The 19,162-nt window shown below is 71.3% G+C and carries 16 protein-coding genes; 7 read left to right on the forward strand and 9 right to left on the reverse strand.

Annotation, left to right across the window (positions count from 1 at the left end; translation table 11 throughout):
* The first annotated feature begins 63 nt into the window (after positions 1-63).
* Positions 64-2,826 carry a DNA mismatch repair protein MutS gene (mutS, locus tag ACZ5PO_RS18815; RefSeq protein WP_464196210.1) on the forward strand — a complete coding sequence of 921 codons (2,763 nt, stop codon included), beginning with the start codon at positions 64-66 and terminating at the stop codon, positions 2,824-2,826.
* Between the two features lie 9 nt (positions 2,827-2,835).
* Here mutS and ACZ5PO_RS18820 read toward each other — a convergent pair whose 3' ends face one another.
* The gene (locus ACZ5PO_RS18820) at positions 2,836-4,089 is read right to left on the reverse strand and encodes a YbfB/YjiJ family MFS transporter (RefSeq protein WP_464196212.1); all 1,254 of its coding nucleotides are present in this window, start codon (positions 4,087-4,089) and stop codon (positions 2,836-2,838) included.
* 146 nt (positions 4,090-4,235) lie between these two features.
* Positions 4,236-4,475, reverse strand: coding sequence for a DUF3297 family protein (locus ACZ5PO_RS18825; RefSeq protein WP_464196214.1), 240 nt, complete (start codon positions 4,473-4,475; stop codon positions 4,236-4,238).
* 399 nt (positions 4,476-4,874) lie between these two features.
* Between ACZ5PO_RS18825 and ACZ5PO_RS18830 the strand changes: the two genes are divergently transcribed.
* On the forward strand, positions 4,875-5,690 hold the full coding sequence (locus ACZ5PO_RS18830; protein ID WP_464196216.1) for a uroporphyrinogen-III synthase: 816 nt from the start codon (positions 4,875-4,877) through the stop codon (positions 5,688-5,690).
* A 30-nt stretch (positions 5,691-5,720) separates the two neighbouring features.
* Here ACZ5PO_RS18830 and ACZ5PO_RS18835 read toward each other — a convergent pair whose 3' ends face one another.
* Both ACZ5PO_RS18835 and ACZ5PO_RS18840 read right to left on the reverse strand, forming a co-directional pair.
* A complete protein-coding gene (locus ACZ5PO_RS18835) occupies positions 5,721-6,410 on the reverse strand; it encodes an MBL fold metallo-hydrolase (protein WP_464196218.1) in 690 nt (229 codons plus the stop codon).
* Between the two features lie 13 nt (positions 6,411-6,423).
* Positions 6,424-6,843 carry a response regulator gene (locus tag ACZ5PO_RS18840; protein WP_464196220.1) on the reverse strand — a complete coding sequence of 140 codons (420 nt, stop codon included), beginning with the start codon at positions 6,841-6,843 and terminating at the stop codon, positions 6,424-6,426.
* Positions 6,844-7,160: 317 nt separating this feature from the next.
* Between ACZ5PO_RS18840 and ychF the strand changes: the two genes are divergently transcribed.
* Complete coding sequence (ychF, locus tag ACZ5PO_RS18845; protein ID WP_464196222.1) at positions 7,161-8,258, forward strand: redox-regulated ATPase YchF; 1,098 nt, start codon at positions 7,161-7,163, stop codon at positions 8,256-8,258.
* A 105-nt stretch (positions 8,259-8,363) separates the two neighbouring features.
* On the opposite strand, the gene ACZ5PO_RS18850 is transcribed toward ychF, so the two are convergent.
* The 5 genes from ACZ5PO_RS18850 to ACZ5PO_RS18870 form a co-directional block, all read right to left on the reverse strand.
* A complete protein-coding gene (locus tag ACZ5PO_RS18850) occupies positions 8,364-8,633 on the reverse strand; it encodes a hypothetical protein (RefSeq protein WP_464196224.1) in 270 nt (89 codons plus the stop codon).
* 255 nt (positions 8,634-8,888) lie between these two features.
* A complete protein-coding gene (locus ACZ5PO_RS18855) occupies positions 8,889-10,154 on the reverse strand; it encodes a CCA tRNA nucleotidyltransferase (protein ID WP_464196226.1) in 1,266 nt (421 codons plus the stop codon).
* Positions 10,151-10,408 (reverse strand): DUF6111 family protein, encoded by a 258-nt coding sequence (locus ACZ5PO_RS18860; protein WP_464196228.1) that lies wholly within the window; start codon positions 10,406-10,408, stop codon positions 10,151-10,153. The genes ACZ5PO_RS18855 and ACZ5PO_RS18860 overlap by 4 nt, the downstream gene beginning before the upstream one ends.
* Positions 10,405-11,049 (reverse strand): CoA pyrophosphatase, encoded by a 645-nt coding sequence (locus tag ACZ5PO_RS18865; protein WP_464196230.1) that lies wholly within the window; start codon positions 11,047-11,049, stop codon positions 10,405-10,407. The genes ACZ5PO_RS18860 and ACZ5PO_RS18865 overlap by 4 nt, the downstream gene beginning before the upstream one ends.
* 10 nt (positions 11,050-11,059) lie before the next feature.
* Positions 11,060-11,641 (reverse strand): DUF1285 domain-containing protein, encoded by a 582-nt coding sequence (locus ACZ5PO_RS18870; RefSeq protein ID WP_464196906.1) that lies wholly within the window; start codon positions 11,639-11,641, stop codon positions 11,060-11,062.
* Positions 11,642-12,023: 382 nt separating this feature from the next.
* Between ACZ5PO_RS18870 and ACZ5PO_RS18875 the strand changes: the two genes are divergently transcribed.
* From ACZ5PO_RS18875 to ACZ5PO_RS18890, 4 genes are read left to right on the forward strand one after another with little or no spacing between them, the layout of a single operon-like run.
* Positions 12,024-13,067, forward strand: a complete 1,044-nt coding sequence (locus ACZ5PO_RS18875) for an AAA family ATPase (protein WP_464196232.1) — start codon at positions 12,024-12,026, stop codon at positions 13,065-13,067.
* Between the two features lie 7 nt (positions 13,068-13,074).
* Complete coding sequence (locus ACZ5PO_RS18880) at positions 13,075-14,016, forward strand: DUF58 domain-containing protein (RefSeq protein ID WP_464196233.1); 942 nt, start codon at positions 13,075-13,077, stop codon at positions 14,014-14,016.
* The gene (locus tag ACZ5PO_RS18885) at positions 14,013-17,024 is read left to right on the forward strand and encodes a DUF4159 domain-containing protein (protein WP_464196235.1); all 3,012 of its coding nucleotides are present in this window, start codon (positions 14,013-14,015) and stop codon (positions 17,022-17,024) included. The genes ACZ5PO_RS18880 and ACZ5PO_RS18885 overlap by 4 nt, the downstream gene beginning before the upstream one ends.
* Positions 17,025-17,026: 2 nt before the next feature.
* Positions 17,027-19,108 carry a hypothetical protein gene (locus ACZ5PO_RS18890; RefSeq protein ID WP_464196237.1) on the forward strand — a complete coding sequence of 694 codons (2,082 nt, stop codon included), beginning with the start codon at positions 17,027-17,029 and terminating at the stop codon, positions 19,106-19,108.
* The last annotated feature ends 54 nt before the right edge of the window (positions 19,109-19,162 follow it).

Here is a 19,162-nt window from a genome sequence, read left to right on the forward strand (position 1 = left end):
GGCGGCCGCAGAGCCCATGAAGAGGGTAGCCACCGCGCCGGCCTTGGCTTTAGCGTCCCTGCCATGACCAGCTCGACCGCGAGGATCGCCGCTCCCGCCCCCCCGGCGCAGGAGCCGGTGGCGCCCGCCGCCGCGACCACGGCGCCCGCCGACGCGCGCGTTACGCCGATGATGGCGCAATACATGGAGATCAAGGCGGGACACCCGCAATCGCTCCTGTTCTACCGCATGGGCGATTTCTACGAGCTGTTCTTCAACGACGCGGAGCAGGCCTCGCGTACCCTCGGCATCGTGCTGACCAAGCGCGGCAAGCATCTGGGCGAGGACATCCCCATGTGCGGCGTGCCGGTCGACCGCGCCGACGAATACCTGGAGCGCCTGATCGCCGCCGGCCACCGCGTCGCCGTCTGCGAGCAGACGGAGGATCCCGCCGAGGCCAAGCGGCGCGGCGGCAAATCGGTCGTGAAGCGCGACGTGGTGCGGTTGGTGACGCCCGGCACGGTGACCGAGGATCGCCTGCTCGATCCGGCCCGCGCCAGCCTGTTCGTCGCCGTGGCGCGGCGCCGTGTCTCGGACGAGCTGTACATCTACGCGCTGGCCGCCGTCGATATCTCGACCGGGCGGTTTAGCGTGGTCGAGGCCCAGGCCGCCGGGCTCGCCGCCGAGCTCGCCCGCCTCGATCCGCGCGAGATCGTCGTCGCTGACACGATCTACGACGATCCCGACCTGGCCGGGCTGTGGCGCGATCTCAAGGTGCTGGTGACGCCCATCGCCCGCGACGGGCTCGACCCGGCGTCCGCCGAGCGGCGGCTGAAGGATTACTTCGGGGTCGCCTCGCTCGATGCCTTCGGCTCGTTCTCCCGCGCCGAGATCGTGGCGGCCGCCACCGCGCTCGCCTACGTGGCGCGCACCCAGATCGGCGCTCGGCCGGCGCTGGCGCCGCCGGCCCGCGACGCGGCCGGCTCTACCCTCGCCATCGACGCGGCGACGCGCGCCAACCTGGAGCTCACCCGCACGCTCGGCGGCGACCGCGCCGGCAGCCTGCTCGCCACCATCGACTGCACGCTGACCCCCGGCGGCGGCCGCCTGATCGCCGAGCGGCTCGCCGGCCCGGCAACCGACCTGCCGCTGATCACGCGCCGGCACGCGGCCGTCGCCTCCCTGGTCGACGACACCGTGCTGCGCGAGCGCCTGCGCGCGGCGCTCAAGGCCACGCCCGATGTGGCGCGCGCGCTGTCGCGGCTGACCCTGGGGCGAGGTGGTCCACGCGATCTGGCGTCGCTACGCCAGGGACTTGCGGCGGCCGGCGAGATCGCCGCGCTGCTGGCATCTCAGGCCGAGCTCGCCGCGGAGCTGGCCGAGGCCGCCGACGCGCTCCGCCGGCCCGATTCGTCCCTCATCGACGCGCTGGGCGCCGCGCTCGCCGACGAGCTGCCGCTGCTCAAGCGCGACGGCGGCTTCGTGCGGGCGGGCTACGACGAAGGGCTCGACGAGGCGCGGCTGCTGCAGGCCGACAGCCGCAAGTTCATCGCCGGCCTGCAGGCTCGCTACGCGGCCGATACCGGCTGCCGCACGCTGCGCATCAAGCACAATAACCTGATCGGCTATTTCGTCGAGGTACCGCAGGCGGCCGGCGAGGATTTCGTCAAGCCGCCGCTCAACGCCACCTTCGTGCATCGCCAAACCATGGCCGGGGCCATGCGCTTCTCGACGCTGGAGCTCGGCGAGCTGGAGGCCAAGATCGCGTCGGCCGCCGATCGCTCGCTGAAGATCGAGCTCGCCGTCTTCGATGCGCTGACCACCCGGCTGACGGATGCGGCCCCCGCGATCCAGGCGGCGGCGGACGCGCTTTCCGTGCTCGATGTGACGGCGGCGCTCGCGCACCTCGCCGTCGAGCGCCGATGGGTACGTCCGGTCGTCGACGACAGCCTGGCCTTCGTACTCGACGGGGCGCGCCACCCCGTGGTCGAGGCGGCTCTGGCCCGCAACGGCCAGCCCTTCGTCGGCAACGATGCCGACCTGTCGCCGCCGGCCGGCGAGGACGCCGGCCGCATCCTCCTGGTCACGGGCCCGAACATGGCGGGTAAGTCCACCTACCTGCGCCAGAACGCGCTCGCCGTGGTGCTGGCGCAGATGGGCGCCTACGTGCCGGCCCGGTCCGCCCATATCGGCCTCGTCGATCGCCTGTTCAGCCGCGTCGGCGCCGCCGACGACCTGGCCCGGGGGCGCTCGACCTTCATGGTGGAAATGATCGAGACGGCGGCGATCCTGAACCAGGCCGGGCCGCGCGCGCTCGTCATCCTCGATGAGATCGGCCGCGGCACGGCGACCTTCGACGGCCTGTCCATCGCCTGGGCTGCGATCGAGCACCTGCACGACGGCAACCTCTGCCGGGCGCTCTTTGCCACCCACTATCATGAGCTGACGGCGCTCTCCGAGCGCCTGGCGCGGCTGGCCAACGTCACCATGCGCGTCACCGACTGGCAGGGCGAGGTGGTGTTCCTGCACGAGGTGGTGGCGGGGGCGGCCGACCGCAGCTATGGCATTCAGGTGGCGCGGCTCGCCGGCCTGCCGCCGGCGGTGATCGAGCGCGCCAAGCTGATCCTCGCCGAGCTCGAGAAGAGCGAGCGCGAGAAGCCGGTGGCGGCGCTGATCGACGACCTGCCCCTGTTCGCCGCCATTGCCCGCCGGCCCTCCGCCGCGCCGGACCCCGCCGGGCCCGACCCGCTGCGCGAGGCGCTGGCTGCGCTCGACGTCGACGATCTCACGCCGCGTGCGGCGCTGGAGGCGCTCTACCGGCTGCAGACGTTGGCGCGCGACGGCTGATCCGCGCTCTCAGGGGCGCGCGGCGCGGCGTCGGGCCCATGCGTCCATCGCCACGTCGACCAGGAAGGCGGCCAGGATGGCGCCGGCACCGAGGCCATAGAGTAGCCGATAGCTGTCCGTCGCGGCAAAGACATAGGACAAGCCGTAGGCCGCCACCGCCTGGCCGACGGCGAAGCCGATGGTGGCGATGCGCCAGGCGTTCGCCGCCGTGGGCCCGGTGGTGATCTCCTGGATCCGACCCAGAACGAACACCGACACGCTGGGAATGAACGCGCCGATGACGAGGCTCGAACCCACCAGAGCGGCCGGGTGGGCCGTCAGTGCCAGCAGCCCGACGCCGGCGGCCTGGATCAGGAGCGACAGTCGCAGGGTCACGCGGAAGCCGAAGCGGTCCCCGATGCTGCCCGCAACGAGCGGCCCGGCCATGGCGCCGACGCCGAACAGCACCCAGTGGTAGGAGCCGACGGCGATGCCCCGGCCGAGCCCGCGGGCCACATAGTCGACGAGAAACAGCATGTGCGGGACGAGCCCCACCGAGCTCAAGGCGTAGATCCCGTACAGCGCGGCGAGCAGCCAGAGCACCGCCCGGTCGGTCGGCGCGGCCGGGGCGTCCGTAGACGGCGTGCGCGGCGCCTCCGCGGCGGCGCGGCTGTCCGCCGGCCAGCCCGACCAGGCGACGGCGACGAGCGCCGCCGCGATCAGGCCGAGGCCGAGCCACGTCGCCGTGAGCCCGAAGGTGAGGAGCTCCGGCACCACCAGACCGGCCAGCACGATGCCGCTGCCGGGACCCACGAACATGATGCCGACGGCGCGGCCCCGGCGGGACGGGGCGATGTGCGGCAGGATGAAGGGAGCGGTGAGGATCATCAGCACGGCGCCGACGAAGCCGGCGGTCGCGCGCCAGGCGAGGAACCAGGCGAAAGGCCCCGGGCCGGCGCAGGCGAAGAAGTTCAGTGCCGCCACGACCATGGCGACGCGCAGCGCCGTGACGGTCGAGGTCCAGGTCGCGATCTGGCGCGACAGGACCGCGCCGGCCAGATAGCCCGCCAGGTTCGCTGCGCCTAGATACGCGGCCTGCGACGCCGAGAACCACTGCTCATGCACCAGCGCCGGGATAAGCGGCGTGTAGGCGAAGCGCGCCAGGCCGACGGCGACGAGGTAGCAGCTGAGTGCCGACAGCGTCATGCGCCACGGCTTCGGGCCGGACGCCGTCATTACCGCGCTGGACGCGGCCGGACGGGAGGCGGGCGTGCTGTCGCTCATGCCGCCCGGCTTAAGGGCAAGACGGGCGCGGTGGTACCCGCTTTCTGGCGATGGCTGCCTTTCCGTCCGGCGATGGCCGGGACGACCGCGGCCGTCGGCCCAAGCTTGCCGTCGGCCCAAGCTTGCCGTCAGCCCAAGTCTTGCCGTCAGCCCAAGTCTTGGAAGTACGGCTCCACGGTGCCTTTCAGCTTCACCGTCATCGGCTTGCCCTTGCGGTCGACGGTGTTGCCGGCGGTCAGCCTGACCCAGCCCTCGCTCACGCAATATTCCTCGACGTTGGTCTTCTCGACGCCCTTGAAGCGCACGCCGACGCCCCGCTGCAGCACCGCTTCGTCGTGGTGCGGGCTGTCGGGATCGACCGACAGGCGATCGGGGGGCGTCGTCATGGATGCGGCATCGGTGCTCATTCGCCAGACCTTTCCTTCGCCAAAACCTTTTCCTTCCCCAAACCTTTTCCTTCGCTATGCCGTTCCGCTGAGAAACCGTGGGGTGGGAGAACCGGCGGCAGCGCTCCATAGCGGCCCGGCCGCCCGATGGAAAGCGGTGGGCGCTGGCCTCGCGGGGCCGCAATGGGCATGATGGTGCGATGCAAGAGCATGGCCTCGGACAACGGACCCGCGGTTTTGGACAGGATCATGCTCGGGAGCGCTTTGCGATCGGATGGAATCACCCGCTCGCAAGAGAAGCGCTCCGGATTCAAAATGTCATGAGCATTTCGCCATTGGATGGGTCCATCCAATGGCGAAATGCTCTAGGTCGCAACCGCCTCGTACAGGATGAACGCCATGGGCAAACTGGATGGACGGCGCATCGTGGTGCCGGAGAGCCGGTCGCTCGACCTCTTCTGCACCATGCTGGAGCGGGAGGGCGCGCAGGCGCTGCGCTGTCCGCTAGTCTCGATCCACGACGCCGAGGACGCAGCCCCCGTCGTCGCCTGGCTTCGCCGCCTGGCTGACGGTGCGATGGACGATCTCCTGCTGTCGACGGGGGAGGGGGTGCGGCGGCTGCTGGGCTTTGCCAGCCGGGCCAGCGTGCAGCCTCAGGTGCTGGCGGGCTTCGCCCGCGCCCGCATCGTCTGCCGCGGGCCCAAGCCGCAGCGCGCGCTGCGCGAGGTCGGCCTGTCGGCACAGATCGTGGCGGAGCCGGCCACCACCGCCGGCGTGCTGGCGGCGGCCGCCGGCCTCGACCTGCGCGGCCGGCGCGTCGGCGTGCAGCTCTATCCCGAGCAGCCGGACACGCTCGTCACATGGCTGAAGGATGCGGGCGCCGAGCCCGACCCGATCCTGTGCTACCGCTACGCGTCCGACGCCGAGGAAGAGCTGGTGGCGTCGACCATCGACCGGATCATTGCCGGCGACGTCGACATGATCGCCTTCACCAGTGCCCCGCAGGTGCGCCGCCTGGCCGAGGTCGCCCAGCGGCGCGACCGGGGCGACGCCCTGACCGGCGCCTTCGATCGCACGCTCGTCGCCGCCGTTGGGCCGGTGACCGCGGTGGCGGTCGAGAAAGCCGGCTGGCGCGTGCGGGTGATGCCCGAGGAGAACTTCCACCTCAAGCCGTTCGTCGGCGAGATCGCCCATGCGTTCATCGCCGTAGTGTAGCGGCGACGGCCCGGTGGATGGCAGACCGGATCAGGTCAGGAACGGGTTGAACTGGCGTTCCTGGCCGAAGGTGCTCATCGGCCCGTGGCCGCAGATGAAGGCGATGTCGTCGCCGAGCGGCAGGAGCTTCTCCACGATGCCGGCGATCAGCGTCTCGTGGCTGCCGCGCGGCAGGTCGGTGCGGCCGACCGAGCCCTGGAACAGCACGTCGCCCACCAGCGCGAAGCGCTGGGCCTTGTTGACCAGGACGACGCTGCCGGGCGAATGGCCGGGGCAGTGCAGCACGTCGAACGGCGCGCCGCCGATGGTCACGACGTCGCCTTCCGCAAGCCAGCGATTCGGAGTCACGTTGCGCACTCCGGTCATGCCGTAGCCGGCGCCGCTGGCGACGAGCTGATCGAGAAGGAACTTGTCCTCCAGGTGAGGCCCCTCGATCGGCACGCCGAGCTCCTCGGCGAGCTCGGCCGCGCCGCCCGCGTGGTCGATATGGCCGTGGGTCAGAATGATCTTCTCGACGGTGACGCCCGAGTGCTCGAGCGCCTTCCTGACGCGGGGCAGGTCGCCGCCCGGGTCGACCACGGCGCCTCGCTTGGTCTCGTCATTCCACACGATCGAGCAGTTCTGCTGGAACGGCGTGACCGGGACGATGGCGGCGCGGAGCACGACTTCGGCCGCTGGCGCAGTGTCCGTCGCGCCGCTCTCGGTCAAGGGGGCGGTCATGGAGTCTCCTGGCTCATTCCGCGGCGAGCCGCAGCTGGTTGGGTTTGGTCTCCGCGCCACCGTCGAACTTCGCCGCGAGGAAGGCGAGGGTCGCCTTGAGGTCGGCTGGCGAAACGGGCTTGCGCAGGAGGCCATAGGCGCCGGCGAGATCCGGCGGCAGTTGCTCGGGATGGCCGGTCACGAAGATGACCAGCGGCCGGCCTTCGCGCGCGAATCGGCGCGCCAGGGTCGGCCCGATCAGGCCTTCGTACAAATTGAGGTCGACGAAGGCGACATCCGGGTTGAGGCGATGTGCCGCCTCGATGGCGTCGGCAAAGCGCGCTTCCTGGCCGACGACGCGATGACCGGCGTCCTCGACCGCATAGGTCATCTGCAGGGCGAAAACCGGATCATCCTCGACGATCAGGATGCTCAATTGGCGCCAGCGGCCCATGTTCCTCCAGCTATCGGTTCCGGGAGCCGAAACCTTCGAGTTGTCGGTGCGCGGCTGCGTGCTGCGGGCGCGTCCGGCTCGATGAACCTCCCGCGGCGCCGTTGCGGCTGCCCGCGCTCCGCCGCTCGGGCCCTGCTCCACACGCGCTCGCCCGGCATTGCCCGGCGCCGCGCGCTCGCCCTATGGGTAGCCTCCTTCGCCCATCCTGGCTATTGCAAAAAACGGGTGGCTGCGAGACATCCCCTTCGCCAGGGGCGCCGGGCCGCGCGCCGCCGAGCTGAATGCCGCCGTCTGTCGAGCGGAGCGCTGGAGTTTCCATGGGTTTCAAATGCGGGATCGTCGGCCTGCCGAACGTCGGCAAGTCGACCTTGTTCAATGCGCTGACGCAGACGGCTGCGGCTCAGGCCGCCAACTATCCGTTCTGCACCATCGAGCCGAACGTCGGCGACGTGGGGGTGCCGGATTCCCGTCTCGACGGTCTCGCCGCGATCGCCGGCTCGGCACAGATCATTCCGACCCGGTTGACCTTCGTCGACATCGCCGGGCTGGTGCGGGGCGCCTCCAAGGGCGAAGGACTCGGCAACCAGTTCCTCGCCAACATCCGTGAGTGCGACGCCATCGCCCATGTGGTGCGCTGCTTCGAGGATGGGGACGTGACCCATGTCGAGGGTCGCGTCGACCCCGTCGCCGACATCGAGACCATCGAGACCGAGCTGATGCTCGCCGACCTGGACAGCCTCGAGAAGCGCGTCGTCGCCCTGGAGAAGAAGGCGCGCGGCGGCGACAAGGAGGCCAAGGAGCAGCTCGACCTGATCCAGCGGGCGCTCGGGCTGCTGCGCGAGGGGCAGCCCGCCCGCCTGGTGGAGCTCAAGCCCGAGGAGGAGCGCAGCTTCCGCCTGCTCGGCCTGCTCAGCGCCAAGCCGGTGCTCTACGTCTGCAATGTCGAGGAGGCCTCGGCCCGCGACGGCAATGGGCAATCCGCCAAGGTGTTCGGGCGCGCCGCGGAGGAGGGCGCCAAGGCGGTGGTCGTGTCGGCCAAGATCGAGAGCGAGATCGCCGTGCTGCCGGCCGACGAGCAGCGCGACTACCTGGAGGCGATCGACCTCGACGAGCCGGGGCTGAATCGCGTCATCCGCGCCGGCTACGAGCTGCTCGGCCTGGTGACGTATTTCACGGTCGGGCCAAAGGAGGCGCGGGCCTGGACCATCACCCGCGGCACGCGGGCCCCGCAGGCCGCCGGCGTCATCCATTCCGATTTCGAGAAGGGCTTCATCCGCGCCGAGACCATCGCCTACGACGACTACGTCGGCCTCAAGGGCGAGGCCGGCGCGCGCGATGCGGGCAAGCTGCGCCTGGAGGGCAAGGACTATATCGTCGCCGACGGCGACGTCCTGCATTTCCGCTTCGCCAACTGAGGGCCGCCCGCAGGCGTCGAAGCGCCGGCCGTCGCATCGGCATGCCGGCCACCTGGACCTGTGGGATGGCGTCGGCTGCGGACGCCCGCCGGCGCGTCGCGCCGGTCAGTCCGCGGTGGGCAGCCGCCGCATGGTGAATTCGATCGAGCCGTCGGCGAGCTCGCGCCAGCTCTCCACCTCGGACATGTAGGCCGCCTTCGGGAAGCGTGCGAACCACTCGCGGGCCTTCTCACGCGCCTCGCCGCGCGGCAGCGTGAAGGTCTCGCGGCGCCAGCCGTCGCTCACCGGCCGCCTGGCCTGCCGCTGCTGGAAGCGGTCGCGACGCTCGGCCAGGCGCCTGGCAACGTCGACCGGACGATCGGGGGCATCGGCCATCGCGCGCTCCGAGCCCGGCGCGGACCCATGCCTGCCGGACGCGGATAATGTAGTGCGGCCTTTGGATCGGTGCGAGTCGCTGGAGCATTTCGCCATTGGATGGACCCATCCAATGGCAGAGAAATGCTCATAGTCTTTTGAATCTGGAGCGCTTTCTTGCGATTGGGTGTATCCACCCAATCGCAAAGCGCCCTAGTGGCTGGAGCGCTTCGCGATCTGGTGAATTCGCCGGATCGCAAAAGCAGCGCTCCAGATTCAGGGCGTTGGATGCTCCAGGCTTTGCCGGAGCAGGCCGGCGACGGTCTCGGCGTCGACCGGGCAGTCGGCGTCGAGCCAGAGCGCCTTGGCGCGGGCGAGCACGCGGCCGACGGCGGCGCCGGGCGGGACGCCGGCCTCGATCACGTCGGCCCCGCCGAGCGGGAAGGACGGGATCGCCTCGTCGCCGGCGGCGAGAGCGGCCAGGGTCGCCGCTCCCCCGGCCGTCAGGGCCGGCCGGGCGCCGCCCGCCAGCAAAACCACGGCGTCCGCCAGCGGCTGCGCGCCGTGGCCGACCGCGAGCCGGCGCACGGCGCGGCGGTCGAGCGGGGCATCGAGGCTGCGCAGGCGCGCCTGCAAAGCGGCGAGATCCAGCAGCCGGTCGTGCTCGGCGTTGGTGAGGCGCAGCCGCTCCCGCAGGTTGTCCGCGTCCTCCCGCACCCGCACCAGCAGGGCAGCGAGCCGCAGGATGGTGTCGCGCCCGCGCGCATCGCTGCGCGCGACGAGCCGTGCCAGGCGGCCGGGCTCGGCGACGGCGCCGGTCACGGCGAGCAGCAGGCCCGCGTGCGAGAGCTCTGTGATCGTCGCGGTGGCGCCGGGCGCCGCGACCAGCTTCAGCAGCTCCGCGCGGATCCGTTCGCGCGACAGGCGCGCGAGCCCGGCCCGTTCGCGAATTGCCGCGCCGAGGCCGGCGGTGTCCATGGGCCCGTCCGCGTATTGCGCATGGAAGCGGAAGAAGCGCAGCGTGCGCAGGTAGTCTTCGCGGATGCGCGTCGCCGGATCGCCGATGAAGCGGACCCGGCGGGTGGCGAGATCGATGAGGCCCCCGGCCGTGTCGTGCACGGCGCCGTCGCGGCTGAGCGACAGGGCGTTGATGGTGAAGTCGCGCCGTGCCGCATCCTCGGCGAAGTCGCGGCCGAAGCGGACCTGGGCGTGGCGGCCGTCGGTCACGACGTCCTGGCGCAGAGTGGTCACCTCGAACGGCGTGCCGGCGACGATCACGGTGATGGTGCCGTGCTCGATCCCGGTCGGCACCGCCTTGAGCTTCGCCCGCCGGGCGCGCCGGATCGTCTCGGCCGGCACCGCCGTCGTCGCTACGTCGACCTCGCTGACCGCGGCGCCGATGAGCGCATTGCGCACCGCGCCGCCGACGACGCGGGCTTCCTCGCCGTCGCGGTCGAGGAGGTCGAGCAGGGTGGCGAGCGGAGGCCTCGCCAGCACGGCCCGCAGGCGGTCGGCCTGAGCTGGCGTGACGGCCGTCGTCATTGGAACCCGCCGGGGACCAGCTTGCCGTTCTCCAGGCGCGGCGGCACGTAGCTGCCGCTGCGGTGCGGCTCGAACAGGCCGGTCAGCACGAGCGAGCCGATGGCGAGGCCGAGGCCGACGATGGCGAGCCACGGCACGTGGCCGCGCCACGGCTCGCGGGTCAGCGGATTGCGCCGGCGCACCGCCAGATAGAGGGCAAACGCGGCGAACGGGATGAGGAACAGCATCAGCTCTTCGAAGAGAGCCCGGCTCATGCTCCGTAAAGCCTTTGATAGAGATTGCGGATGATGCCCGCGGTCGCGCCCCAGATATAGCGATCGCCGAACGGCATTGCATAATAATGCCGGAGCTGCCCGCGCCACTCGCGGGCGTGGCGCTGGTGATTGAGCGGTTCCATCAGGAAGGACAACGGTACCTCGAAGGCCGCATCGACCTCGATCGGGTTGAGCGTCAAGTTAAAGCCGGGCTCCACTAGGGCGACCACCGGCATGATGCGGTAGCCGGTGCCGGAAATGTACGGGTCGAGATAGCCGAGCGGCGTGACAAAGCTGCGGTCCAGGCCGATTTCCTCCTCGGCCTCGCGCAGGGCCGCAGCCAATGCCGAGGCGTCCTCCAGGTCGATCTTGCCGCCGGGGAAGGCGACCTGGCCGGCGTGGTCGCGCAGCGCGGTGGCGCGCTGGGTGAGCAGCACCGTGGCTTCCGGGTGGCGCACGACCGGGATCAGCACCGCCGCGGGCTTGGTGCCCTGCTCGGCCAGAGGCGGCCCCGCATGCTCGTTCAGGTCGTGATCGCCGCGCGGGTTGGACAACGGGCTGCCGATCGGCGGCGGCTCCGGCTCCAGGCGCCGGCGCGCGCGGTCGAGGAAGGTGTCGATGTCGAATGGTTCAGCGATCACGAGCGTTGCTTTAGCGGATCGTGCTGGCCGGCGCGATCGGGAAGAAGCGACCAGCCGATTGCACGCCGAACATGGCGTCGCCGTCGCCGTCGCCGTCGTTCGGCCGCTCCTCGCCGAGCTCGATCAGGTCATAGAGCAGCGGGCGGCTCAGCCGCGCCCACAGGTCGCCGCGGACATGGACATAGGGCTTGAGGGCGTCGCCCTCGCCGTGCGCGAAGCGCAGCGGATGCTCGGGGCCGGCGGCCACGACGTCGTCCACGTTGGTGCGGAAGTGCAGCACGCGGTCATGACCATCACCGGAGACGGCCATTTCCACCGCCATGAACGGCACGTCCTCGACGGCGATGCCGACCCGCTCGACCGGCGTCACCAGCACGTAGCGCTCCGCATCCTTGCGCAGGATCGAGGCGAACAGCTTGACCAGGGCGGGGCGGCCGATCGGCGTGCCCATGTAGAACCAGGTGCCGTCGGCGGCGATTCGCATGTCGATGTCGCCGCAGAACTCCGGGTTCCACGTCTCGACGGGGCGGGGCTTGGCGGGGGCATTCGGGCCGCCCAGGGCGGCGAAGAGATTGTCGAGCCCGGCTGGCATCGCCTGGGCCGGGGCAGCGTTGCCACCGGTTTGTGCGCTCTCGACCACGAATCCCTCCTCCGGGCCACCGGCTGCTGCGCTGCGGCGATCGGTCCCGCCGCCACCGTCGGCCCCGGATCGACCTCGACGGGCGGCCGCCTCACGACGTCCATTTTTCCATGATGTAATGCCACGTTGCGTCTCGGGAAAGGCGCGGCATCGGCTTCGATGCGAGGGGCATGGCCGCGGGCGCGCCCTTTTCGGATGGCATCCGGCACGCCATTTGCTCGCCATCTGTCTTTGCAGATGACCCATCGCGGCCGGCCCGCTCTGCGGGATTGCTTGCTCCGGCGGGGCTATTGACGGCACACTCGCCGCTCGGGGCGATGAGGAGATTGAGTAGATGAGCACCGCATCCGCCTCCGCTTCGGCCGCCTCTGCCGGCTTCCCGACGACGCCGCCCACCGCTCTCGACGATGCCGTCGTCGCCCAGGCGGAGGCCGCGCTTGCCACCATCGGCAAGGCCCGCGAGGCGATCGGGATGGTCATTTTCGGTCAGGAGACGGTCGTCGAGCTGGCTTTAGTGACGGTGCTCGCGGGCGGCCACGGCCTTCTGGTCGGCGTTCCCGGTCTCGCCAAGACGCGGCTGGTCGACGCCATGGGCACCGTTCTCGGTCTCGATGCCCGGCGCGTCCAGTTCACCCCCGACCTGATGCCGTCGGACATCCTGGGCAGCGAGATTCTCGAAGAGAGCCCCGAGGGCCGCCGCAGCTTCCGCTTCGTGCGCGGGCCGGTCTTCGCGCAGCTGCTGATGGCGGACGAGATCAACCGGGCGAGCCCGCGCACCCAGTCGGCCCTGCTGCAAGCCATGCAGGAGCACCACGTCACCGTCGCCGGCGAGCGGCACGATCTGCCGGCGCCGTTCCACGTGCTGGCGACCCAGAACCCGCTCGAGCAGGAGGGCACCTATCCGCTGCCCGAAGCGCAGCTCGACCGCTTCCTGCTGGAGATCGATATCGGTTATCCCGATCGCGTGGCCGAGCGACGCATCCTGCTCGAGACGACCGGACTCGATGAGAAGAAGCCGACGCAGGCGATGACGGCCGAGGCCCTGATGGCGGCGCAGCGGCTGGTGCGCCGCTTGCCGGTCGGCGACAGCGTGGTCGAGGCCATCCTCGATCTGGTCCGTGCCGCCCGACCCGGCGACGGCGACAAGGCGATCCTCGACAAGCTGGCCTGGGGGCCGGGCCCGCGCGCCAGCCAGGCGTTGATGCTGGCGGCCCGTGCCCGCGCCCTGGTCGGCGGCCGCCTGGCGCCGTCGATCGACGACGTCGCGGCCCTGGCGGAACCGGTGCTCAAGCACCGCATGGCGCTGACCTTCGCCGCCCGCGCCGAAGGAGAGACGGTGACCGGCATCGTCGGCCAGCTCGTCTCACGGTTGGCCTGAGGCGGGAATGGCGCACGTCACGGCGCTTCAAACCGGTAACCGAACGCCTGGCCGCCGCGAGATCGAAGCTGCGCTGTCGCTCGCGTCGCGGCTGCCGCGCATCATGCTCGAGGCGCGTCGGGTCGCCGCAGCCGCCCACGGCGTGCACGGCCGCCGCCGCGCCGGACAGGGCGAGAGTTTCTGGCAGTTCCGTCCGTTCTCGCCCGGCGAGGCCGCGGCGCGCGTCGACTGGCGCCGCTCGGCCCGCGATCAGCGGCTTTACGTGCGCCAGCGCGAGTGGGAGGCGGCTCAGTCGGTGTGGCTGTGGATCGACCGCTCCGCCTCCATGGCCTTCGCCTCGTCGCTGGCGCAGGCGCCCAAAGTGGAGCGCGCCATCGTGGTGGGCTTCGCCCTCGCCGACGCCCTGGTCGAGGTCGGCGAGCGCGTGGGCCTGCTGGGCTTGTTGCCGCCGCGGGCCTCACGCCGCATCGTCGAGGATCTTGCCGAAGCCCTGGTCCTCGACAAGGCTGGCGAGGAGCGGGATCTGCCGCCGCGGGAAGCCCTGCCGCCTCTGAACGAAGCCGTGCTCATCGCCGATTTCCTGGTGCGTCCGGCCGAGCTCGAGGCGTCGGTCGAGGGCCTGGCCAGCCGCGGCGCGCGCGGCCATCTGATCCTCATCGCCGACCCGGTGGAGGAGACCTTTCCGTTCACCGGTCAGGCGGAGCTGACCGACCCGGAGGCCGGGCTGCGGCTCAGGGTCGGCGATGCCGCCTCGTGGGGCGACGACTACCGGGCGAAGCTGGCGCAGCATCGGGCGGCCATCACCGCCGTCACGGCCAAGCGCGGTTGGACGATGACCATCCATCGCACCGACCGGCCGGCGAGCGAAGGGCTGTTGCGGGCCATGACCCTGATCGCCGCGAGCCGCGGCGCGGCGGCGGGCGCATCCGTCGGAGCATGGGCCCTATGATCCCCGCCGCCTTGGGTTTCGCCGCGCCGATGGCGCTGATCGCGCTGGCCGCGCTGCCGGCGATCTGGCTGTTGCTGCGGGTGACGCCGCCGCAGCCGCGCCGCATCGTGTTTCCACCCCTCAAGCTGTTCGTGGACTTGGCTGCCCGCCGCGAGACGCCGGCGCGCACGCCCTGGTGGCTGTTGGCCTTGCGGCTGCTGATCGCCGCCTGCGTCATCCTCGCTGCCGCCGGCCCGGTGTGGAACCCCGTGCCGGACGCTCCGGCCGGCGCGCGCGGGCCGCTGCTGCTCGTGCTCGACAACGGCTTTGCCGCCGCGCACGACTGGCGGGAGCGTATCGCGCTGGCGGCCGACCGCATCGCCGCAGCCGGCCGCAGCGGCCGCGCCGTCGTCGTGTTGGCGACGGCCGACCGGCCGGGCGAGCTGGCGCCACAGGAAGCGGGCGCCGCCCAGCAGCGGCTGCGGGCCATCGTGCCTGCACCCTATGCGCCGGACCGGCGCGCACACCTGGCCGCCATCGAGCGGCTGGTCACGTCGACGCCAGGCGTCGAGATCGAATGGATCAGCGATGGCGTGGCGGTCACGGCGGCAGCACCCGCCGCGGAGCCGGCAGCCGCGGCCCAGAGCCCGCAAGCGGCGCAGCGGAGCGACGACAGCGCTGCGTTCGTCGCCGGGCTGTCGCGCCTCGCGGATGCAAACGGTGCCAAGCCCGCGGTAACCCTCTTTCGGGCGCCACGCCCGCTCGCGCTGGCGCTCGCCGGCACCAACAACGCCGCCAGCGGCCTGGAGGTGACGGTGATCCGGCCGCCGTCGAGCGGTCGTGACAGCGGCACGGCGCGGGCGCTCGACGTCAAGAGCCTGCCGCTCGGCGAGGCTCGGTTCAGCTTTCCGTCGGGCGCGACGGAGACGACGGCTCGCTTCGAGCTACCGATCGAGCTGCGCAATGCCGTGGCGCGCATCGACATCGTCGACGAGCCCTCCGCCGGCGCCGTGGCGCTGGTGGACGAGAGCAGCCAGCGCCGCCGGGTCGGGCTGGTGACCGGTGCGACGGCAGACGTGGCGCAGCCGCTGCTGTCGCCGACCTACTACGTCGGCCGGGCGCTGGCTCCTTTTGCCGACGTGCGTGAGCCGCGCGCCGGCACCAACGAGACGATCAACACGCTGATCGGCGAAAAGGTCTCGGTGATCGTGCTGGCGGATGTGGGATCGCTCGACCGCGAGACCACCGAAAAGCTTGGTGATTTCGTCGCCGGCGGCGGCGTGCTGGTGCGCTTCGCCGGTTCGCGCCTGGCCGCCGGCAACGACGATCTGGTGCCGGTTCACTTGCGACGGGGCGGCCGCAGCCTCGGCGGTTCGCTGAGCTGGGACGCGCCCAAGACGCTCGCGCCATTCCCTCGCGAGAGCCCGTTCTTCGGCCTCGCCGTGCCCGAGGAGATCACCGTGCGCCGCCAGATCCTGGCCGAGCCGGATGGCGAGCTGGCGGGCAAGACCTGGGCCGCGCTGGCCGACGGCACGCCGATCGTCACCGCCGACAAGCGCGGCGACGGGCTTCTCGTGCTGTTCCACGTCACCGCGGATCCATCCTGGTCGAATCTGCCGTTGTCCGGCATCTTCGTCGATATGTTGAGGCGCATCGTGGCGCTGTCGGGCAAGCCGACCGAAGCGGCCGACCCGGCGACCGGCCGGATCGAGACGGCGGCGCCGCAGCGGACGCTCGACGGCTTCGGCGCCTTCAGGGCGCCGCCGGCCACGGCGAAGCCGGTGGCGCGCAACTTTGCCGGCCGGGCCACCGAGGATCACCCACCGGGCTTCTACGGACCGAATGAGGCGCTGATGGCGGTGAATGCGCTGGCGCCGGGCGATCGGCTCGGCATGGTCGATGTCGCGCCGCTCAACGCCCGCCTGGAGGGGATCGGCCGCCCGGCGGCGATCGACCTGCGCATGCCGCTGCTGCTCGCGGCCGCCGTGCTGGTGCTGATCGACAGCATCGCCAGTCTTCTGCTCGGCGGCTATCGGCCACGCTTCGGCCGTCGCAGCCGCGCCGCCGCGACGGCGGCAGCCGTCGTCATGGCGGCATTCGCCGCCTGGACCGGCGCGCCGCCCCAGGCGCGGGCGCAGGCGGCGCCGACGTCGGCATCGCCGCAGATCTCGCAGGCGAGCCCGACGGGGAGGGCGGGACCGCCGACGCCGGGTACGCCGCCGGCGGCTTCCCCGCAGGCGCCCACAGCGCCTGACGGGACCGCGGCGCAACCGCCGCTGCGTAAATCCGATATCGAGGCGGCCCTGGTGACGCGGCTCGCCTATGTGGCGACCGGCGATGCGCAGGTCGACGCCACCAGCCGGGCCGGGCTCGTCGGCCTGTCGCAGGCGCTGGCCCAGCGCACGGCGATGGAGCCGGGGGAGCCGGCCGGGGTCGACCCCGGCAAGGACGAGCTGGCGTTCTACCCTATCCTCTACTGGCCGGTGGTCGCGGGGCGTCCGCTGCCGTCGGACGTCGCCTTGCGGAAGCTCGATTCCTACATGAAGGGCGGCGGTACCGTCATTTTCGACACGCGTGACGCGCTGTCCGGCCGCGCCTCGGGAACCACCTCGCCGGAAGGCCAGCAGTTGCGCCGGATGCTGGCGACCCTCGACGTTCCACAGCTGGAACTGGTGCCGCGCGACCACGTGCTGACCAAGGCGTTCTACCTCGTCGACAACTTCCCCGGCCGCTACGCCTCGGGACAGACCTGGGTGGAGGCGCTGCCGGCGGAGACGGAGGGCGAGCGGGCGCCGGCGCGCGCCGGCGACGGCGTGTCGCCCATCATCATCACCTCGAACGATCTGGCCGCAGCCTGGGCCGTCGGACGCCGCGGCGAGCCGCTCTATCCGGTCGTCGGCCACGGCGAGGCGCGGCAGCGGGAGATGGCCATCCGCGGCGGCGTCAATATCGTCATGTATGCGCTGACCGGCAACTATAAGGCGGACCAGGTGCACGTGCCGGCGCTGCTCGAACGGCTGGGGCAGTGACGATGTCGGTCAGCTTCTCGCCACTTGTTCCTCTCTGGGCGCTGGGCGTGCTCGCGGCGCTCGCCGTGATCGTCGTGCTCGTGTCGCTGCTGGCGCGCGGACCCACGGCGCTGATCCGCGGCGTGGCGCTCGCCTTGGTGCTCGCCGGCCTCGCCAATCCCTCCCTGGTGCAGGAGCAGCGCGAGCCGGTGAAGGACGTGGTCGCCGTGCTCGTCGACCGCACCACGTCGCAGACGCTGGCCGACCGGGCCGTCCAGACGGACCGAGCCAAGGCGGAGGTGGAGCGGCGGCTCGCCGCCCTGCCCGACATCGAGGTCCGCACCGCCGACGTGACCGACAGCGAGGGCGGCGGCGACGGCACCCGCCTGTTCGCGGCGCTGTCCGACCTCCTGTCCGATGTGCCGGCCGAGCGCATCGCCGGTGCCCTCCTGATCACCGACGGCGTCGTTCACGATGTGCCGGCGCAGGCGTCGCAACTCGGCTTCAAGGCACCGTTGCATGCCCTGATCACCGGTCACGCCGAAGAGCTCGACAGGCGCGTGGCCTTGCTCGATGCGCCCCGATTCGGAATCGTCGGCAAGGATCAGGTCATGCGCGTCGAGGTCGTCGAGCGGGGCGGCACGGGTCGCGCCAGCCTGACGGTGCGCCGGGATGGCGTCAGCCTCGGTACGGTCGAGGTCGCCACCAATACGCCCGTGCCGCTGCCGGTGCGCATCGAGCATGGCGGCCCCAACGTGGTGGAGATCGAGGTCGGCCCTCTCGCCGGCGAGCTGACGGCCGCCAACAACCGGGCGGTTCTGACGATCGAAGGCATTCGCGAGAAGCTCAGGGTGCTGCTCGTCTCGGGCGAGCCCCATCCGGGCGAGCGAACCTGGCGCAATCTGCTCAAGTCGGATGCCAACGTCGATCTCGTCCACTTCACTATTCTGCGGCCACCGGAGAAGCAGGACGGCACCCCGATCAACGAGCTGTCGCTGATCGCCTTCCCAACGCGCGAGCTGTTCCAACAGCAGATCAATAAGTTCGATCTCATCATCTTCGATCGCTACGCCAACCAAAGCGTACTGCCGAGCCTCTACTACGATAACATCGTGCGTTATGTGCGCGACGGCGGTGCGCTGCTGGTGGCGGCGGGCCCCGAATACGCGAGCGCCGCCAGCCTGGCGCGTACGCCGCTGCTCTCGGTGCTGCCCGCCATTCCCGACGGGCGCATCGAGGAGAGCCCGTTCCGGGCCGAGGTGACGCCGCTCGGCCAACGCCACCCGGTCACGCGCGAGCTGCCGGGCTCCGAGACGCAGCCACCACGCTGGGGCGAGTGGGCGCGCGTCATCGGTGCGCGCGTATCGCAGGGCTCGGTGGTGATGGACGGCATCGGCGATCGGCCGCTCGTCGTCCTGGCGCGGGAGCAGAAGGGCCGCGTCGCCCTGCTGCTGTCCGATCACGCCTGGCTGTGGGCCCGCAATTATCGCGGCGGCGGCCCGTATCTCGATCTGCTGCGGCGCACCAGCCATTGGCTGATGAAGGAGCCGGAGCTGGAGGAGGAGGCGCTGAGGGCCACCGGCCGCGGCCGCGAGATCAACATCGAGCGCCAGACCATGGGCGACGATCCGGGCCCGGTGACGGTCACGGCGCCGAGCGGCGGCGAGACGACGGTCACTCTGTCGCCTGACAAGCCCGGGCTGTTTCGCGCCGTGGCCACGGCGCGCGAGCAGGGCCTCTATCGGCTGCGTTCGGGCGAGCTGATGGCTTTCGTCTCGGTCGGGCCCGAGAACCCGCGAGAGCTCGCCGACGTCTTCAGCGACACGGGGCGCCTGCAGCCGCTGGCGGACGCGACCGGCGGCAGCGTGCGCCGCGTCGAAGCCGCCGGCAGCGGCGTCAACGTGCCCCGCATCGTCGAGATCCGCTCGGGCTCGCGCTTTGCCGGGACGGACTGGATCGGCATTCGCCCGAGCGACAGCGCCGTCGTGCGCGGCGTCTCGGTGTTCCCGCTCGGCATCGGCCTGATCGCTCTTGGCCTGCTGCTGGGCGCCGTCCTCGCGGCGTGGCTGGCGGAAGGCCGTCTCTCCGGCCAGAATCGGGCCTGAGCTTGGAGCATTGGATCAAGTTGGGGCCCCGTCTTGGGGTGGATCCGGTGCCAG

Source organism: Chelatococcus sp. KU-N122, assembly GCF_055391085.1.

Coding starts and splice junctions, on each gene's coding strand:
- mutS (WP_464196210.1), top strand. CDS start 64: ATGACCAGCTCGACCGCGAGGATCGCCGCTCCCGCCCCCCCGGCGCAG.
- ACZ5PO_RS18820 (WP_464196212.1), bottom strand. CDS start 4,089: ATGAGCGACAGCACGCCCGCCTCCCGTCCGGCCGCGTCCAGCGCGGTA.
- ACZ5PO_RS18825 (WP_464196214.1), bottom strand. CDS start 4,475: ATGACGACGCCCCCCGATCGCCTGTCGGTCGATCCCGACAGCCCGCAC.
- ACZ5PO_RS18830 (WP_464196216.1), top strand. CDS start 4,875: ATGGGCAAACTGGATGGACGGCGCATCGTGGTGCCGGAGAGCCGGTCG.
- ACZ5PO_RS18835 (WP_464196218.1), bottom strand. CDS start 6,410: ATGACCGCCCCCTTGACCGAGAGCGGCGCGACGGACACTGCGCCAGCG.
- ACZ5PO_RS18840 (WP_464196220.1), bottom strand. CDS start 6,843: ATGGGCCGCTGGCGCCAATTGAGCATCCTGATCGTCGAGGATGATCCG.
- ychF (WP_464196222.1), top strand. CDS start 7,161: ATGGGTTTCAAATGCGGGATCGTCGGCCTGCCGAACGTCGGCAAGTCG.
- ACZ5PO_RS18850 (WP_464196224.1), bottom strand. CDS start 8,633: ATGGCCGATGCCCCCGATCGTCCGGTCGACGTTGCCAGGCGCCTGGCC.
- ACZ5PO_RS18855 (WP_464196226.1), bottom strand. CDS start 10,154: ATGACGACGGCCGTCACGCCAGCTCAGGCCGACCGCCTGCGGGCCGTG.
- ACZ5PO_RS18860 (WP_464196228.1), bottom strand. CDS start 10,408: ATGAGCCGGGCTCTCTTCGAAGAGCTGATGCTGTTCCTCATCCCGTTC.
- ACZ5PO_RS18870 (WP_464196906.1), bottom strand. CDS start 11,641: ATGCCAGCCGGGCTCGACAATCTCTTCGCCGCCCTGGGCGGCCCGAAT.
- ACZ5PO_RS18875 (WP_464196232.1), top strand. CDS start 12,024: ATGAGCACCGCATCCGCCTCCGCTTCGGCCGCCTCTGCCGGCTTCCCG.
- ACZ5PO_RS18880 (WP_464196233.1), top strand. CDS start 13,075: ATGGCGCACGTCACGGCGCTTCAAACCGGTAACCGAACGCCTGGCCGC.
- ACZ5PO_RS18885 (WP_464196235.1), top strand. CDS start 14,013: ATGATCCCCGCCGCCTTGGGTTTCGCCGCGCCGATGGCGCTGATCGCG.
- ACZ5PO_RS18890 (WP_464196237.1), top strand. CDS start 17,027: ATGTCGGTCAGCTTCTCGCCACTTGTTCCTCTCTGGGCGCTGGGCGTG.